Origin of the sequence: Oceanobacillus piezotolerans (genome assembly GCF_003665065.1) — a bacterium.
GTDB classification, from domain to species: domain Bacteria; phylum Bacillota; class Bacilli; order Bacillales; family Amphibacillaceae; genus Oceanobacillus; species Oceanobacillus piezotolerans.
In genome coordinates this window covers 361,168-378,004 of the sequence record NZ_RCHR01000003.1, presented here as the reverse complement: position 1 = coordinate 378,004, position 16,837 = coordinate 361,168, and the positions used below count along the sequence as shown (strand labels likewise).

Annotated in this window: 20 protein-coding genes; 14 read left to right on the top strand and 6 right to left on the bottom strand. The window is 35.2% G+C overall.

Annotated features, from left to right (window positions below; genetic code table 11):
* Positions 1–88 precede the first annotated feature (88 nt).
* A complete protein-coding gene (locus D8M04_RS09945) occupies positions 89–985 on the top strand; it encodes a DMT family transporter (protein WP_342772639.1) in 897 nt (298 codons plus the stop codon).
* Positions 986–1,156: 171 nt separating this feature from the next.
* On the opposite strand, the gene D8M04_RS09940 is transcribed toward D8M04_RS09945, so the two are convergent.
* The gene (locus D8M04_RS09940) at positions 1,157–1,309 is read right to left on the bottom strand and encodes an FbpB family small basic protein (RefSeq protein ID WP_121522762.1); all 153 of its coding nucleotides are present in this window, start codon (positions 1,307–1,309) and stop codon (positions 1,157–1,159) included.
* 945 nt (positions 1,310–2,254) lie between these two features.
* The gene (locus D8M04_RS09930; RefSeq protein WP_246001171.1) at positions 2,255–2,461 is read right to left on the bottom strand and encodes an aspartyl-phosphate phosphatase Spo0E family protein; all 207 of its coding nucleotides are present in this window, start codon (positions 2,459–2,461) and stop codon (positions 2,255–2,257) included.
* A gap of 219 nt (positions 2,462–2,680) precedes the next feature.
* Here D8M04_RS09930 and lepB point away from each other — a divergent pair, with 219 nt between their 5' ends.
* The 4 genes from lepB to D8M04_RS09910 all read left to right on the top strand — a co-directional run bounded on the left by lepB (position 2,681) and on the right by D8M04_RS09910 (position 6,187).
* Positions 2,681–3,205: a signal peptidase I gene (lepB, locus tag D8M04_RS09925; protein ID WP_425464016.1), complete on the top strand. Its 525-nt coding sequence runs from the start codon at positions 2,681–2,683 to the stop codon at positions 3,203–3,205.
* Positions 3,206–3,579: 374 nt separating this feature from the next.
* Positions 3,580–4,725, top strand: coding sequence for a zinc ribbon domain-containing protein (locus D8M04_RS09920; protein WP_121522758.1), 1,146 nt, complete (start codon positions 3,580–3,582; stop codon positions 4,723–4,725).
* Positions 4,726–4,759: 34 nt separating this feature from the next.
* On the top strand, positions 4,760–5,875 hold the full coding sequence (locus D8M04_RS09915; RefSeq protein WP_121522757.1) for a S1C family serine protease: 1,116 nt from the start codon (positions 4,760–4,762) through the stop codon (positions 5,873–5,875).
* A 192-nt stretch (positions 5,876–6,067) separates the two neighbouring features.
* The gene (locus tag D8M04_RS09910; RefSeq protein WP_121522756.1) at positions 6,068–6,187 is read left to right on the top strand and encodes a YjcZ family sporulation protein; all 120 of its coding nucleotides are present in this window, start codon (positions 6,068–6,070) and stop codon (positions 6,185–6,187) included.
* A gap of 267 nt (positions 6,188–6,454) precedes the next feature.
* On the opposite strand, the gene D8M04_RS09905 is transcribed toward D8M04_RS09910, so the two are convergent.
* Both D8M04_RS09905 and D8M04_RS09900 read right to left on the bottom strand, forming a co-directional pair.
* Positions 6,455–7,819 (bottom strand): TrkH family potassium uptake protein, encoded by a 1,365-nt coding sequence (locus D8M04_RS09905; protein WP_121522755.1) that lies wholly within the window; start codon positions 7,817–7,819, stop codon positions 6,455–6,457.
* Between the two features lie 179 nt (positions 7,820–7,998).
* Positions 7,999–8,316 (bottom strand): YwpF family protein, encoded by a 318-nt coding sequence (locus D8M04_RS09900; protein WP_121522754.1) that lies wholly within the window; start codon positions 8,314–8,316, stop codon positions 7,999–8,001.
* Positions 8,317–8,545: 229 nt separating this feature from the next.
* Between D8M04_RS09900 and D8M04_RS09895 the strand changes: the two genes are divergently transcribed.
* The 9 genes from D8M04_RS09895 (at position 8,546) to D8M04_RS09855 (ending at position 13,962) form a co-directional block, all read left to right on the top strand.
* Positions 8,546–9,232 carry a hypothetical protein gene (locus D8M04_RS09895; protein WP_121522753.1) on the top strand — a complete coding sequence of 229 codons (687 nt, stop codon included), beginning with the start codon at positions 8,546–8,548 and terminating at the stop codon, positions 9,230–9,232.
* 22 nt (positions 9,233–9,254) lie between these two features.
* Positions 9,255–10,007 carry an oxygen-insensitive NADPH nitroreductase gene (nfsA, locus tag D8M04_RS09890; RefSeq protein WP_342772638.1) on the top strand — a complete coding sequence of 251 codons (753 nt, stop codon included), beginning with the start codon at positions 9,255–9,257 and terminating at the stop codon, positions 10,005–10,007.
* A gap of 264 nt (positions 10,008–10,271) precedes the next feature.
* Positions 10,272–10,475 carry a DUF1657 domain-containing protein gene (locus D8M04_RS09885; protein WP_121522752.1) on the top strand — a complete coding sequence of 68 codons (204 nt, stop codon included), beginning with the start codon at positions 10,272–10,274 and terminating at the stop codon, positions 10,473–10,475.
* Between the two features lie 70 nt (positions 10,476–10,545).
* Positions 10,546–11,004, top strand: a complete 459-nt coding sequence (locus D8M04_RS09880) for a YhcN/YlaJ family sporulation lipoprotein (protein WP_222928583.1) — start codon at positions 10,546–10,548, stop codon at positions 11,002–11,004.
* A 25-nt stretch (positions 11,005–11,029) separates the two neighbouring features.
* Positions 11,030–11,509, top strand: coding sequence for a stage V sporulation protein AC (gene spoVAC, locus D8M04_RS09875; protein ID WP_121522750.1), 480 nt, complete (start codon positions 11,030–11,032; stop codon positions 11,507–11,509).
* The gene (gene spoVAD, locus D8M04_RS09870; RefSeq protein WP_121522749.1) at positions 11,509–12,525 is read left to right on the top strand and encodes a stage V sporulation protein AD; all 1,017 of its coding nucleotides are present in this window, start codon (positions 11,509–11,511) and stop codon (positions 12,523–12,525) included. Before spoVAC ends, spoVAD begins: the two co-directional genes overlap by 1 nt.
* Positions 12,522–12,872, top strand: coding sequence for a stage V sporulation protein AE (gene spoVAE, locus D8M04_RS09865; RefSeq protein WP_121522748.1), 351 nt, complete (start codon positions 12,522–12,524; stop codon positions 12,870–12,872). The genes spoVAD and spoVAE overlap by 4 nt, the downstream gene beginning before the upstream one ends.
* A gap of 17 nt (positions 12,873–12,889) precedes the next feature.
* Entirely contained in the window at positions 12,890–13,087 is a 198-nt protein-coding gene (locus tag D8M04_RS09860) for a DUF1657 domain-containing protein (protein WP_121522747.1), read from the top strand.
* A 17-nt stretch (positions 13,088–13,104) separates the two neighbouring features.
* Complete coding sequence (locus tag D8M04_RS09855; protein WP_121522746.1) at positions 13,105–13,962, top strand: DUF421 domain-containing protein; 858 nt, start codon at positions 13,105–13,107, stop codon at positions 13,960–13,962.
* Between the two features lie 24 nt (positions 13,963–13,986).
* Here D8M04_RS09855 and D8M04_RS09850 read toward each other — a convergent pair whose 3' ends face one another.
* Both D8M04_RS09850 and D8M04_RS09845 read right to left on the bottom strand, forming a co-directional pair.
* Complete coding sequence (locus tag D8M04_RS09850; protein ID WP_187695435.1) at positions 13,987–14,967, bottom strand: zinc-binding dehydrogenase; 981 nt, start codon at positions 14,965–14,967, stop codon at positions 13,987–13,989.
* Between the two features lie 446 nt (positions 14,968–15,413).
* Complete coding sequence (locus tag D8M04_RS09845) at positions 15,414–16,829, bottom strand: hypothetical protein (protein ID WP_121522745.1); 1,416 nt, start codon at positions 16,827–16,829, stop codon at positions 15,414–15,416.
* Between the last annotated feature and the right edge of the window lie 8 nt (positions 16,830–16,837).

Genomic DNA, 16,837 nt, shown 5'->3' with positions numbered 1-16,837 from the left:
TTATCATTCTCTCCGAGAATAGAGAAACTAAACAATGAAACCTACCTAAATTTTCTAATTTTTGTTATAATTTCCAAGGGGGTGGGATATGGTGAAAAAAGCAGCAGTCTTTATAATAATTGGGGCAGCTTTATGGGGAACAATTGGTTGGTATGTTAAGCATTTATATGGGTTTGGTTTCACCCCAATGGAAGTGGTGACATTACGTGTCTTTATATCTGCCATTCTCCTCTCACTTTATGTTCTGATTACTTCTCCTAAAAAGTTCACCTTGCATAGATATAGTGATCTAAAATATTTCATAGGAACTGGCATTTTTAGCATCACCTTCTTTAACTATTGTTTATTTAAAACCATGGAAATCTCAACTATCCCAGTGGCAACTGCATTATTGTATACTGCACCTGCAATGGTAACCATTATTTCTTATTTTGTCTTTAAAGAGGCTATTACAAAAATGAAACTCATCGCTTTAACATTAACTTTAACAGGTACCTGTTTTGTCGTTGGCTTAATTCCATTGAATATGACTAGCATTCAAATGAGCAGTATTCTTATCGGTTTGGGCTCAGGTCTTGGATATGCATTTTATAGTATATTCAGTAAGTTCGCTTTACAAAAATATGATAGTTTGACAATTACAAGCTATACTTTTATCGTTGCCGCTATAGCATTGGTACCTTTTTTTCCATTCCAGGAGAAATTCTATTTATTATTACAACCTTCTGTGCTCTTCTATGCATTTGGATTAGGATTACTTCCCACTGCTTTTGCTTATATTATTTATACATATGGATTAAATAGAACAGAAGCTTCAAGAGCATCTATCTTATCTACTGTAGAACCAGTAATTGCTACACTAATTGGAATATTTATTTTCCAGGAAAGCATTACAAGCATGCAAATGATTGGCATGATCTGCATTATAGGTGGAGTATTGTTTATCCAAGGGAATAAAGATAGTGGAATGTCTGTTACTGATTAAAATCCATTCTAGTGACATGAATAAAGAATATAATCTAAAATCTGCTTGTGAAGATATGTTACCTTAATTTATAGGAAACAAAAAACAGGAATGCATTCTATTCCTGTTTTTTTAGACTTATTATTTATCGCAGGTTAACTGGCTGTAAGATAACTTCTGAGATATTTCCCTTTATTTGTTGCTGCTTTTTCTTTTATTTAACATTAAGTCCCTATGTTTTTTTTCTAGACGCATTTCTATCTGCCTTATACTCGTTTCATCTTCCATTAATTCTTGTTTATTCTGTTTTACTAATTGTTCGTAATTTAATGTTTTTGGCCTCATATGTTACACTCCTTATACTGTACTAGTTATATTATAACCTATTTCGACAATTTTTAATCTAAATTATTTGAACATTTTATTAAAATTTAATAATTCATGAAAAGGTTGTTAACTTTATATTCATTAAATGACAGAATCCGATAACCCAAACCCAAAGTGTGGGTATTCGGTATTCCTTTAGTATGGTGTATCACGAGAAAAAAATTATTTCCTTAACTATTGAAGATTCTGACATACATACGCCAACTAAAGAGTCCTCTATTAAAACAATCTTACTTTAATTCAAAGCAAGACAAATTTACTCTCTAAAAAAACGCTATTAAACGCTGTTATAAAAATCAAAATTCATCGTCCTCCCCTATCCGTCTAAGCCAAATGGAACTTCTTATACACAAAATTAAGGGATATAACGGCAATAATACAGAATAAATATATGTTTATTCCGGCTGAGAAATCTTATAGTAAATGGTAGAGGTTCTACACCTACTTCCATTGCCAGCCTTCCCAGCGATTGTTATAAACAGTCTCTCTCTATCATAGGCTATGTATAGCACATTATGGAATTTGATAAAAGTATATTCATATTCCGCGTCAGTATGTATTACTTGAAGCATCACTACAAAACCAATTACACAATGATGGTGAACGATGAATACACGACAGAGGAAATGATCTATATGAATGTAGAATAAAAATGGGTCTTGAAGTGAACAAACAGAAGGTGCTTTATGTCTATCTAGTATTTCCATTATAAAGATATTCTCTTTTGGAATAGGGTTAGATTTAGCAGGTAAAAGAAAACTCGCATTAGTACAGATAATAGTTTTTCATAAGTCGGGGAAGGATATATGCGATTATCCTATGCCTGTGATACGGCCACCATTTCAGAAGGAATAAATCGCTTAGAAGCTTTTTACAGAAGGGTAATTTAAAGTAACGATTATACTATTCTAATTTGATTCTTTCACTATCCTTCATTTTTTCATACTCATAGAGGTTTAATAGCCGATCTAATTCTTGACTGACAGCGATGGATTCACGGTGTGTTAATCCTTTTTCATTTGCTATCTCAGACATTTTGATTCGTAGATATTCAATTTTCTTTAAAAGATTTTCCATCATTATTAAAATATATAAGCCTCCTTTTTGCAAAAAGTTCTTACTATAATGTAGCACAGTAACGCACTATTAACAACCTTTTCCATTAATTTCGTTTATTCAATAAACATATAATTTTCTATCTATAGTGGTGAACTGATTTTCATTTACGATAAATAAAAGCTTTCAATTTTACCGCAAGATTTTTTGGTCGATTCGCCTTCATTACTGTGCTACTATGAATATATATTGATATGGGAAGGAATGTCTTCTGTGACGGAAACAAAAAAGAAGAACGAATGGTGGGAATGGATAAAAGCCATCGTTATAGCCATCGGGATTGCTCTATTTCTAAGAACATTTATCTTTGCAACCTCTATCGTTGAAGGTGAAAGTATGAATCCAACACTCCAAGATGGAGAACGAGTCATTTTCAATAAATTAGTCTATTTAGTAGATGAGCCTGAACGTGGCGATATTGTTATTATCCAACGACCTCATAAAAACTATGTTAAAAGAGTAATTGGACTACCCGGTGAAACCATAGAAATCAGAGCAGGAGAACTCTACATCAATAATGAACGATATACACAGGAATTCTTATCGAAAGAATCCATGTTAAGAACGGGAAACTATGGTCCGGAAACCATTCCGGAAAACCATTATTTTGTCATGGGAGACAATCGAGCCATTAGTAAAGACAGCAGAAATGGATTAGGGCTTATTTTAGAAAATGAAATAATTGGAAAATCTGAAATTATCATCTATCCTTTTAGTGAGTGGAGTCGAACGAAATAATGAATAGCTCGGGGTTATAAATATTTCATAATCTATCGGGATGCTGTTCCACAATTTTTCTTAATCCCATCTCCAATTCTTTTACGAGATAAGACAGGAAATGAAATGTAAAGAGGACAAGCATTAGCTTGTCCTCTCTTCTTACTTTTCTCCATCCAATACACAATAACCAATATTTAGAGCAAGTATGCCAAAACAGATGATACCGAAAACTACTTCCATCCCTTTCATGCACCCCTTTCTGTAAGCGTATCAAAAGTAAATCTCTAAAATGAAAGTTATTTACTCCTCTATCATATACCAAATTACCAGCCGAAATAAAGAAATAATATGTTAAAATGTTGTATGCAAGCTTTCTAATGGAGGTGATACTTATGCACTGTCCACATTGCGGGACCCTTGTTAAGGAAGAAGAACTTTATTGTGTAAAATGCGGAAATAAATTACCTAGTGATATGGAGCTTCGGGTTGGGAGAAAAGAAAAGAATCGATACTGGTTTATCCCTTTACTTGCTATAATAATAATGACAGTAATTACCAGCATTTTTTATTTGGTTTTACAAACAAACTCCGCTAGATCAATGGACTACTATAACCAAGGTGAACAAGAACTTTTAGATGGCAACTACGAAGCTGCTGCATCGATGTTTAATCAAGCTATGAAATACAACCGCAGCTTTCAACAAGCAGAGATTTCACTAGAATATCTCGAAGCCGTCCAACGAATTGAACAAATGCTAACAGATGCAGAATCGAAAGCAGCAAATGGGGATTTTCAAGAAGCGTTAGGGATTTATTCAGAGATAGATAATGAATTAAAGCTATACAACGGTGAGGCCGTTAATCAATTAGTTCAGTTCATGAATGAAAACAGGGATTCAACGAAGATTGCACAGATTAACAGTGCCCTCAATAATGAACCTACCATAGATGATTTAAAAATCCTTTTATGGGAGGCAGAGTCGGTCGGGGAAAAGGCATCTGATATAACGAGCTCTATTCGAAATCAGATTATTGACTATTCCTTTACGAAAGCAAGTGAGTCATTATCCAATAAATACTTCAGAGAAGCTAGCTTTTTCGTTGAGGATGGTATGAAATACGCCCCTGATTCTGAGAAATTATCCAGTCTTCACACTACTATTGAGAAAGAAAAAGTTGCTTTTGAAACAGCACAGCAACAAAGAATTGAACAAGCAATGAGTATTGCACAAGAGGATTATGAACGAAATGAGAACGATGCAATCGAATTATTGGAAGCCAACATAGAAAAAGATCAGCAAGGCAATCTTGTTGTTAAAGGAAAAGTAAAAAGCGTTGCTACTATTCCAACGAATTCTACTGTCATTGAATACAGTCTTATGAATGAACAAGAGATGGAGATTTTGTCCAATGAAGTGTTCGTATATCCTGATACCCTATATCCAGGAGAAACCGGTGAATTTGAATTTACTCATTATGATATAAAAGATCAATCTCTGACCGTTAAAGTAAATAAAATCACCTGGTATACGGATTAATGTAACCTTACTTTTTACAAACGAGGAGAAGATGATGAATAAGAAAAAATATACGCCTATCATACTTACAATCGTTATTGTTATAGGAAGTATTATTACTATGATTTTTTTGTACCAGCGCTGGACGGCCCAAGAAATGGTCATTCATACTCCAGCTGTGTCAAAAATACAAGTAAAGGAAGAACAGCTAAGTTTAAAATCGATTATCCATGAAGCAGAAAAAAATGTAGTACAAATAGAGGCAATGAACGAGATAAGCACAATGACTGGATCTGGTTTTTTGTATAATGTGAAAGGTGATATTATAACGAATGCCCATGTTATCAAAGATGCTGATGCTATCTACGTTAGAACTGCTAATGCAAGAATCTACCCAGCTGCAGTTGTTGGTATTGGTGAAGATACAGATATAGCGGTTGTCCGAGTTCCACAGCTTTCAAACGTAAATCTATTGCCATTAGAAACCGAGTCGTATGCGGAAATAGGCGATGAAGTAATAGCTTTAGGCAGTCCACATGGCTTTCAAAATACAGTAACACTAGGAATTATTTCAGGGAACGAAAGAAGCTTCTCTGTCGATGGGTATCATTATTCAAACGCTTATCAAATCTCTGCCCAAATAACTCATGGTAATAGCGGTGGTCCTCTGATAAATAGAAGTACTGGAGAGATAATTGGAATCAATTCAGTCGGTACACAGGATGGCGCAATTGGATTTAGCATTCCAATAGCAGATGTTTACGACCAAATTCAACAGTGGTCTAACGAAAAACAAAATGACCAATTAGACTTTGCAAGTACATCTGACATTTCTAATCTCAAACAACCAGCAACCGATGTCTCAGATGCCGAGTATGTTGTTGAGTATTTCCTCGACAGCATTGAAATGAGAGATTATGTAAATGCATATACCTTATTAGGAAGCTCCTTACAAGTCAATCGTTCGTATGCTGATTTCCGCGATCAATACAATGATATTATAGAGTTAGATTATACTAATCTAAACAGCAAAAAAATTAATGAGGAATCAGTAAATATTTCAATTGAGATAGTTATAAAACGGCGGGATTCCAAAAAGGAGCAACACAATCTGGAGTTTACAATTGGGTATGAAAATGACCAATTAAAAGTATTGTCTATTACCCAATAATATTTGAGTGATCCACTACTGATCTTAATAAAATATAAAATTACACTACAAACATTTCTACACCAGTTAGACACCATTTGACTGTGAAAGTCCTTTTTATAGAGAATAAAATCGCTCTGACCTAGTGCAAACGTCCAGACACATTTGTTTAGCCTACATATATTGTAAATGTAATGTAGGAGGTGAAAGAGCATGAGCTATTGTGGTGGTTATGGTTACGGTGGTTACGGTTACGGTTATGGAAGCGGCTTTGCGCTGATTGTTGTGCTTTTCATCCTATTAATAATAGTTGGCGCAGCATTTTACTGCTAATTCAACTAGAAATAGCTTGTGCGATGATTAGAGCACAAGCTATTATCTTTTATCTCACAAGAAGTTTATGGCAGATTGAAGCAATGCGTCGGTAATTTGCCCCTAGTATTGGCTATAAATCATGTAAATATCTTATTGGGTAATCCCCCCAAAGTATGTTCATATTACTTCAGTTATTTTCTTTGGGGGGGCAAAGTTTACTATACAAGAAGCCTTGGACTCATTAAAATAATTGACCGAACAATACACTTCCCATCGAAGCATCACTTAACCAATAAGTATCCTCTCTTTTGGATAATGATAATTCCCATTTTTCTTCTTAGTTTTAAACATAAACAGGAAAGTAAGAATACCAACCCTCCCAATAAACATTAATATCATTAAAATCACCTTGCTCAGAGCACTCAACTCGCTAGTAATTCCTAAAGATAACCCTACCGTTCCAAATGCTGAGGTAACTTCAAAGATAACTTGCATCAAATTATAAGGTTCTAACTTTGATATAATTAAGGAACTGCCAAAAACAAGAAAGCCTGCCATTAAGGTCACCGTAACAGCTTTAGCTAGATCTTCTTCATGAATCTCACGATTTAATATACGTATACTTCTTCTTCCTCGAGCATATGTAATGATATAAATAATAACCAATGCAAATGTCGTTGTCCGTATCCCTCCACCAGCACTGCTAGGTGAAGCTCCGATAAACATTAAAAAAGACATAAATAAATGATTCTCTTCTGTTAATTGGCTTACATCCAGTGTTGAAAGTCCTCCGCTTCTAGTAGTTACAGATTGAAACAAAGAATAGAAAAAGGACTCATGCCACGTTTTATTTGCAAAGAAATAATTAAAATCCAATAGATAAATACCTATTGCCCCTATAACAACTAAAATCAGGAAGGTTAAGGTTGTAATCTTCGTAAATAAGCTGAACCTAAGTGTCTTTCTTTTTTCACTTGAAGCAAAAATATGCTGCTTCACTTCAATTAATACAGGAAAACCAATAGCTCCAAAAATGATAAGAAGTATATTTATGAATTGAACAAAATAATCATGGCTAAATGGCATCAATGAAGTTCCCGTAATATCAAAGCCTCCATTAGAAATAGCACTTATCGTACCAAAAAAGCCATGCAAATAAGCTTCTTTTGCAGTTGGGAAGTATTGTAAAAAGTAAGTTCCCAAGACAATAAATGCAATTAATTCTATGATGAGCAGGACGTAAATTAATTCTTTAATTAAACGTACCATTCCTTGGAAGCTTATTTGATTTTGATCGGTCATTATCATTTGTCTCTCTTTTAGCCCTATTTTTTTTCCTAATAAAAGCCATAATAATGTCCCTATAGCCATCACACCTACTGCCCCAATTTGAAGTATGATGGAAAGTAAAATGATTCCAGGAACACTAAATGTATCTACTATCGAAATAGTGCTTAAACCAGTAACACTTACTGCACTTACTGCTGTAAACATGATATCAATTAAAGCTATCTCTACCCCTTCTTGATGTGCGAAAGGCAAAGAAAGCAGCAGTGTTGAGACAATTACCGCAATAATATAAAAAATGAATAATAATTGTACAGGGCTTAATTTATTTACCCAATTCATTTTAGAATGATAGTATTTCATAGTATGCTCCTATTGTTTTGTGACTGAATTGTAGATTATATTAATTATATCAACAAAAAAACAAAAAGACTTTGGATACAGGCTAATGTTCGTAATTTCATATGATTTTTTTTTTAAATCTACAGCTTTATTAAAGAGAGAAAAATAGAACAATGACTGCAGGAATGTATTTTATTCCATTAGCTTTTTTCCACTATAATACCTTTAAACAAGACATTCATATTTTCACCAATATCATTTATTTCAATGATGTGTGTTGTGAACATTGCAGGTTTATTATTCTCTTTTGATATTTTTACTTCTAATAACAATTCTTCTTCGTTTTCCTTTAATTTCTGAAAAAAATCCTTATAACTTTTCTCAATATAGGCTTCGATTAACCAATAATTATCATTATCTTCTCTATTAATAATAAGCCCATCAATTAACGCGATATCTTTCCCATCATGATTGTCAGTTTTCATTATATGCAGCTTCTTTAACATAAAGGTTTTCATTCCTATCACCTCAATAGATTTCTACCATAAAGTCTATCAAAAAACATAACAAATTAAAATGCACATAACGCCAAAAAAGTACTAGTTCTCACTTCGAAATAGGAAATGTTGTGCTTGGCACGAATCTATATAGGTCTTAATAATAGATGAATTTTGTGATTCCCGTCAATTTTCTAAAATATCATGTATAATAAAGGCAATGATTTCTAATAGCATAGGAGCGAAAAAATTGAAATATTATACAATAGTAATTCTTCTTCTTTTTCTTTTTGGCTGTTCGCCCAGCAATGATTCAGTAATACAAAAAGCCGATAGCGAAGATCCACCAAACACTAAGAATGAATCCACAGAACTCGTAGAAAAAGATAAAACACTCGTTATTCCCGCTTTCAATAAGAATGTCCAAATAAATTTAGATGATATTCCAATATTGGAGCAGTATTTAAATGGGTTTCCTAATCCCAACGATAAAATGGAGGAAATGAATCTCATTCCCCTTCCCATTAATAATGAGTCCTTGTATTTGCTCGAATTTGCTTGCAGTCGTGACCTTTGCTCTTATATGCTAATTAATGAGGAATCCATAAGTTCATCCTTTCTTGTAACTGATTTGGCAAAATATAAACAAACCATTTTATCTCCAAACGAGACAAAAATGATTTTGCAATTTAGCAGAAATTATTCGAAAAATGAAGAACAACATCATATTGCCCTAGTCAATATGGAAACGTTTGAAAGAATTATACCAGAAGAAAATAAAAAAAGAAGCACCTTAAATTATACGAGACCATTTAAAAGTATAGAATGGTTAGACGAACAAACGATTTCCATCACTACATCCAGTATGGAAGAAGTTGAATTAAAAACCATAAATGAAGCAGATGATGTTATTACTTATACATTTCATATACCATAAACATTTTCAGGGGGGACTAGAGATGACTATAAATAGTACCATAGAGACCATTCTAAATCATCGATCTATTCGTAAATTTAAAAAGGAGAAGCTATCCACCGAACAAATTCAACTATTAGTAAAATCAGCTCAACAAGCATCTACATCAAGTCATGTTATGGCCTATACGATTATAGGAATAACTGATGAGAAGATCAAAAAAGCATTATATGAAGTTTCAGGTCACAGACATGTAGTTGACAATGGACATTTGTTTATTTTTTGCGGTGATTTGCATCGTGTACAACTTCGGGCAACTGAATCAGAAAAAAATAGCATGGCAGAAACGATTGAGAGCACAGAGCAATTCATCGTAACTATTATAGATGCTGCTCTTGCTTCACAGAATCTTGCAATAGCCGCAGAATCATTGGGACTGGGAATTTGTTATTTAGGCAGCTTGAGAAATAATATAAACGCGTTCAGTTCCATCTTAAACCTCCCAGACCATGCAATTCCTTTATTCGGGATTGCTGTAGGCTATCCAGATCAACAACCAGAATTAAAGCCACGTTTACCAATGGAAGCCGTTTATCATGAAAATACCTATAAAGCAGATGAATTACAAATACCTTTATTACAGACATTTGATGAGGAAATGAAAGCATATTACAAAAATCGCTCCACAAATAAAAGAGAGGATACCTGGAAGCAGCAGATGATTAAAAAATACAATAATTCGACACGTATGGATGTTTCTGCATTTGTACAAAGCAAAAATTTAAATAAGCGTTGAAAGAGAGGGTATCCCCCTTTTTTTTTTTTGCTTTTTATACCTTATTCATAATATGAGCATCATTAAATGCTTTGACGAATTAATTCGTTTTATCTCTCCCTGAACACTTTTCTAATAAATTACCGGATTTTTCAATATTTTTTTAATAATAAAACACTTAACTCACAACGCCTTTATATCCATAAGGAAAATTATAGAAAGTATATTTAGCTAAAGAAAACAAAAACTTTATAGTGACCTGAATTTTGATTAGGAGGGAAAAAAATGACTGTTGCCTCACAAGTAAAGCAAACCATTGCAGGGTTAAAGAGTGCTCAAGCAAGTTTTGAACAATTTGCATTGCAAACGGATAATAAACAAGCACAGCAGCTATATCAAAGTGCTGCACAACAAACTCAATCAATTCTGGACACGATTGAGCCAAGAATGCAGCAAATTGAGCAAGAAGAACCTCAATATAAACAATAGTACAACCTATGAGGTTAGATTTTTATCTAACCTCATACATACCAACTATCTTTAGAAAGCAGTGAAAATGATGTTAAAGAGATACTTTATTCTTTATATTTTAATCCTTTCCTTATTAGCGGCATGCAGCAATGAGCTTTCCAGGGAGCAATCCCCTTCTCAAGATATTGAGGTAAAACATATCTCATCAAATCAGGGTTCGAGCCAAGAACCATCGAACCAAGCTAAGGATATTCTTAGCAAAAATGAGGATGTAACAGCTGTAAAGGCAATAAACAACAAAGATAGAATGATTATTGGCGTTAAAGTAAAACATCACAAACGATTTAACCTGGAGAAAATGAAGAAAAAACTGACGAAAAAAGTCGAGGAATCTTTTCCCGACTATAAAATTGAGCTTTCTACCGATAAAAAAATCTATCTCGAAATAGAAAAAATAGAAGAGAAGTTACAATCAAATGATTTGAAGAGCAAGGAATTAGAAAAGGAAATAGACCGTATATCTAAATTATCAAAAGAACAAACCTAATAAATATAGAAAAGAGTGAGTCAGAGTGGCTAATAATAAAAAGAAAAATTTACCACCCCAAGCTCAAGAATATCAGGCGTTTCAATCTAAGCGAGAAGTAAAAAGACCAATATTTAAAAATTGCTTAAAGGCTTTCCTCATTGGAGGAACCATCTGTTTAATTGGACAATGTATTTCTACTTTTTATATTTACTATTTCAATTTCACAGAGCAGACAGCTGGTAATCCAACGACAGCTACGTTAATTTTCCTTACCATGCTCTTAACAGGGTTTGGTATATATGACAGACTTGGACAGTTTGCCGGAGCTGGTTCTGCAGTGCCTGTAACAGGATTCGGAAATGCCGTAATATCTGCAGCTATTGAACACCGTACAGAAGGGTTTATTTTAGGCGTTGGTGGGAATATGCTAAAGCTCGCAGGTCCTGTCATCGTATACGGAGTTTTCTCCGCTTTTATTGTTGCCTTAATTAAAACCATCTTATTGAAATGGGGAGGTTTCTAATGTTACAAGGTCACCAAACTTGGCTTTTTAAGAATAAGCCAACTATTATATCAACTGGTACTGTCGGTGGTCCATTTGAAGCGAAAGGGAATATTTCTGATGCCTTTGATATTCTTCATGAAGATATTTGGCTAAATCAAGATTCTTTTGAAAAAGCTCAACAGCTTATGATGGAAGAAGCATGTCAAGCAGCCATTAAGAAAAGTCCGATAGAAAAGGAACAAATCCAATTTTTTATAAGCGGAGATTTAATTAACCAAATTACTCCAACTACGTTTGCTGCAAAAACAATCGGAATTCCTTATTTAGGGTTATTTAGTGCATGTGCAACTTCGATGGAGAGTCTTGCTTTGTCTGCCTCCATCATTAACGCTAAAGGAGCAAATTATATACTTAGTGGTACTTCTAGTCATAATGCGGCAACAGAGAAGCAGTTTCGTTACCCTACTGAATATGGGGGGCAAAAACCACCTACCGCACAGTGGACAGTTACTGGCGCAAGTTGTGCCATTGTTGCAAGTGAGGGTAATGGGCCAATTATTACATCAGCAACCCTTGGCAAAATTATGGACATGGGGATGAACGACCCTTTTAATATGGGAGGAGCAATGGCTCCTGCCGCTGTAGATACGATTGTAACGCATTTTAAAGAAAGACAAATTGATCATTCTTATTACGATTTGATCATTACAGGTGATCTTGCACACATTGGTAGAGAAGTTTCTTTAGATTTGCTCCATAAACAAGGAATTGACATACCTGAAGAAAAATATGTTGATTGTGGATTGACGATTTACCGAGAAGGTCAACCGGTCTTAGCTGGCGCAAGTGGTCCAGCATGCTCTGCAATTGTCACGTACGGACACTTTCTTAAACAGATGAAAGAAGGTAAATTGAAACGGATCCTAGTGGTGGCAACGGGATCTTTACAGTCCCCATTAAGTGTAAATCAAGGAGATACGATTCCTACCATTGCCCACGCAGTTTCTATAGAGTCAGGAAGTGATATGATATGATATTTTTCTGGGCTTTTGTCATCGGTGGACTTATTTGTGTAATTGGACAAATTATGTTTGATGTCTTTAAGCTCTCCCCCGCCCATACATTAACATCTTTAGTGGTTTTAGGTTCACTATTGGATGGTTTGGGATTATACGAGCCTCTTATTGACTTTGCTGGAGCTGGAGCAACCGTGCCGATAACGAGTTTTGGAAATTCACTCGTACACGGTGCCATGCTAGAAGCAGAGAAGCATGGCATTATCGGTGTAGTAACCGGTATGTTTGAAGTAACAAGTGCGGGTATCTCTGCTGCAATTGTATTTGGTGTTATAGGGGCAATTCTTTTTAAACCAAAAGGATAATAGAAGGAGAAATCTATATGACAGTAGGTTCACAAGTAAAAGGCACCTTTGCTTCCGTGAAAAATATTGAAGCAAACTTAGATTTATTAGCTAATAAGGTACAAGAAGCAGAAGCACAACAGGCATTTAGCGAAGTACAGCAAATCATTACAGAAATAAAGCAGGATTTAGAAAAGCAAATCATTTACCTTTCAAGACAAGAACCACAATATTGATTATAAGGAGTGGTTATATGCCAGATTGGATTATTGTTATAATCAAATCGGTCGCCTTATTGGTAATATTGTTTACATTTACCAAAATACTAGGCTCTAAACACATCTCACAGATAAATGTATTCGAGTATATTTCTGGAATTGTTTTAGGTGGAATTGTTGCAATCCATACTATTGAACCTGACCTAAACATTACTTATGCGATTATTGCGATGTTCATCTGGTTCCTTATCCCCTATTCAGTTGAACGAATATCTTTAAAAAGTAAAGCCTTTCGCAACTTTACAGAAGGAAAAAGTACGGTTTTCATTCAGGATGGCAAGATCATGGAGGATAACTTAAAGAAAGAAGGATATTCGTCAGATGATTTACTTGAAAAATTAAGGAATAAAGATATCTTCCTCGCATCTGATGTAGAGTTTGCAGTATTGGAACCAGACGGCTCTTTAAATGTACTGCCAAAGCGGGAAAACAAACCACTTACAGCTAAAGACTTGGGAATTACTTTGGCACCTCAAAAAGAACCACAAACCGTTGTGATGGATGGTAATGTATTGTATGAATCTTTAGCAAATCTTAATTTAAACAAATCATGGTTAGAAGCAGAATTAGCAAAGCTGAACGTCAGTATTGAAAATGTCTTCCTGGGACAGGCAGACACAGATGGACAGTTCTATGTAGATTTATATGACGATAAAATCGCTGTTCCGTCTCCAAGCGAGAAACCCTTACTTCTTGCCACAATGAAAAAGTGTCAAGCAGATCTTGAGCTTTATGCTTTGTCGACAGAAAATGTAACTGCTAAGAAAATGTATCAGCAAAACAGTAAAAAAATGCAGCAAGCAATTAATAAAATAGAAACCTATTTAACTTAGTAAGGTTAAATAGGTTTTGCTCATTTATGGAATAGAGATTGCAATTTTACCGAATTGTTTGCTGTCTTTTAAGAAATCCAATGCCTCTTGAGTTTGTTCGATGGGAAATGTACGATCTAAAACGGGATGCATTTGATAATGTTCCATATGCTTTAGCATCTCACGAAGTTCTTCCCTGCTTCCCATCGTCGTACCTAACAGCTGATATTGGCCGTAGAAAAAGTTTCGGAGATTAAGCTCAATCGTATCCTCGGTTGTTGCACCAAACGTAACAATCTTTCCACCTTTTTTTAGTACCGATAACGAGCGATTAAACGTCGCCCTCCCTACACTTTCAATAACAAGGTCAATTTGTTCATTTTCTAATTGCTTATTCCAATCACTATTTGTATCAAGGACGATATCCGCTCCAAGCTCTTTAACTTTCTCTCGTTTTGCTTCACTTCTGGATGTTACAATCACTTTGGCTCCGATATTTTTAGCGAATTGAATCATATAAGTAGATACTCCACTACCTGCGCCTGGAATAAATACCGTCTCGCCTTCTCTAATACTTCCCTTTGTAAATAATGCTCGATAACCCGTTAGCGCTGATAACGCAAGGACTCCCGCTTCTTCCCACGATAAGTATGAAGGCTTTTTCTCTACTTGTTCTTCTGAGAGTACAATCTTCTCAGCAAATGTACCATGGTCAGGCATGCCTAATAAATCAAACTCTTTTGATGGTGCATCTGTATTTTCAAACCATCTAAGTGAGGGATTTATGATGACTTCATCACCAATAGCAACATTAGTTACTCCTTCACCAATCGAATCTATTATACCGGCTCCATCCGATCCTAAGATTAATGCTTCCTTCTTATCCCCTACTCGATTTGGTATGTATAGGTCACGACGATTTAACCCAGCAGCTTTCAAACGTACAACTACTTCATTTTTCCCTGCGACTGGATCTTCCATCTCTTTTACATACTGCTTACCATTCTCTAACACAAATGCCTTCAACCTTTATCATCCTTTCACTTCAATTGCATTTAGGTTGTCTGGGACTCCTAACCTTATTTGGAAATGCAGTTACTCAAATTACTTTTTCATTAAGAATTAAGAATTTCATTTTATTTATACCACTCATTATAATTGTAAATATACTAATTATCAAAATATTAATCTGCATATTATATAATAGTATGAGACTGAGACATAATCAGTTGCCGAACAATATACCAAATTAGCAAAGGAAATATTACGTAGTCCTCGAAAAATAAAAACACTTTTGTTTCGTACGATGTGCTACCGAAGCTTTCCTTGTCCTACGGGAGAATGGGTCTAGGTGAGAGCCTACAAGATACGCTGCGACTTCTATTACTGTTCCCGGAGCGGTATTCCTCCGCTAACCAAAGTTCAGACTATTATTTTGATAAATCCCTTTTGTCCCAGCTCTGACATATGATTTAATAAATAATAATAGCTACTACAGTTGCGACTATTAAGCCAAGAATAACTGGAATGAAATTTTTCCTTACTAGATCCATGACTGGCACGCCACAAAATCCTGCAATAGCAATGAGGGAAGACCAAGCAACTATAGTACCTCCTCCCGTCCAAACCGCTCCAAGCTGGCCAATTGCTGCCAATGTAGAAGCATCCATAGAAGCAGTCTCTAAAGTGGCTGCTAAGGCTCCTGTTAAAGGTAAACCAGAAAAACCAGATCCATCCAAACCCGTTATAATTCCTATTAGTAAAATACCAAAGCCTGAAAGAACTGCACTTTCTGGCAAGTACCCTTGTATCAATTCTACTATGCCAAATAGCAACGCTGGACCTTTCTCAACCCCTAATATTTCCCCTGAGAAATCTGGGCTTCCCAAAAAGAAAAACCCTGCTATAGGAATCACTGGTCCCATTGCTTTAAACGCAAAGACAAATCCATCCGTTATATGGTTACTTATATAATTTAAAGCGTGGTGTTTACCAAAAGCAATCGTTGATAACATTAGTAAAATAGCTGCAACACCCCCAATAAATGCTGCACCATCTCCTCCAACTAAGCCACTATTCCCTCCATACAATTTGCTATACATCATCACGATAACTACTATTAAAAGCGAAAGCGGAACAACGATTGCAAAAATCTTACTCCATTTTGAGAGGTTTTTTGTTTGAGGCTGATTTGTATTCCTTTTCTCTTGCTCGAAGGTGGTTAGTTCCTTCTCATTTAAAGGATGATTTGGTGTTCGTATCGATTTGCGATGTGTAAAGTATACTAGAAGAATAGCAACTCCACCGGCAATAAGTGAGAGAGCGAGTGCTTTATCCGCGATAGCTGAAACGCTAACCCCTGCGGCTGCACTTGATAAACTAGGAGCAACCTGTACAACATAATCCGAAGACAATGCCATACCTTGACCTGCAATAGCAATAGCAACAGCTGCTGTCATCGCCGGCAAGCCTGCTCGAATTGCAGCTGGTACCAATAATGCACAAATTAATGGTACAGCCGGTGTTGGCCAGAAAAATAGTGAAATAACATAGGTAATAATAAACAGCACAAAAAAAGAAACATGACCATTAATCATTATTTTTTGAATGGGTTGTATCATACGTTTATCAGCACCTAATTCACGTAAAGAGTTTAGCAATGCAAGCATAAACATAATAATTAGGAAAATACTGAATAGTTCTTGAGCAGCAACCAAGTTTGCATTGAATATAGCAATAAACCCATCGATAAGGTTGCCAGTATACACCCATGCAATAACAAAGGTTCCCAGAATTGTCGGTAAAACGACTCCTTTACGAAAGATCATTGTTACAAGAATGAGTAAAGTAAAGAAGCCATAAAGGAAGTGTGCTAGACCCAATTCCATCTATTCCC